The sequence below is a fragment of the Paraburkholderia ginsengiterrae genome, from assembly GCF_001645125.1.
Taxonomy (GTDB): domain Bacteria; phylum Pseudomonadota; class Gammaproteobacteria; order Burkholderiales; family Burkholderiaceae; genus Paraburkholderia; species Paraburkholderia ginsengiterrae.
Genome location: NZ_LXKA01000052.1, coordinates 1 through 564, shown reverse-complemented (window position 1 = coordinate 564; position 564 = coordinate 1). Strand labels below are relative to the sequence as shown.

The window sequence follows — 564 nt, the reverse complement described above, 5'->3', positions numbered from 1 at the left end:
GTAGAAGTGGATGTGCGCGGGGCGGCGGCCGTGGCTGCCGAGCTTATCCAGCAGCCGCTCCGTGGTGCCGTCGGGCGCGCCGCCGTAGCCCACCGGCCCGATGCTCCGCAACTGCCAGCCTCTGTCTGCCGCCTCACGGATCGTTCCGCGCAGGTTGAAGTCCGAATGCGCCTCGTACTGATGGGCGTAGTTGCCCTTCAGCTCTGCGTGGCAGCACTCGACCTGAGCCCCCGGCACCGCCTCGCCGCGGGTGTCCGCACCCGTGCTCCCCCCCCCCCCCCCCCCCCCCCCCCCGCCCTCCCCCCCCTCCCCCCCTCCCGCCCCCACTCCGCCCCGCCTCCCGCCCCCCCCCCCTCCCCCCCCCCCCTCACACTACCACCCATCCCCCCGCCCACACCACCGTGCCCCCCTGCCCCCCGCCCTCTCCCTCCTCTCCCCCCACACCCCCCCGCTCCTCCCTCCCTCCTCGTCCGCACGTCCTGCTCCCGCCTCCCCGCCTCTCCGTCTCATCCGCCCTCCTTCTCCTTCTCGCTCTGTATCACACCACGCCTGTTGCCTCCCCGC

At 74.8% G+C, this 564-nt stretch carries 1 protein-coding gene; it reads right to left on the bottom strand.

Going from position 1 to position 564, the window contains the following annotated elements; genetic code table 11:
* Positions 1 to 327: dioxygenase family protein (locus tag A6V37_RS03615; RefSeq protein ID WP_482194143.1), on the bottom strand; the 327-nt coding region annotated here is incomplete at its 3' end.
* Between the last annotated feature and the right edge of the window lie 237 nt (positions 328 to 564).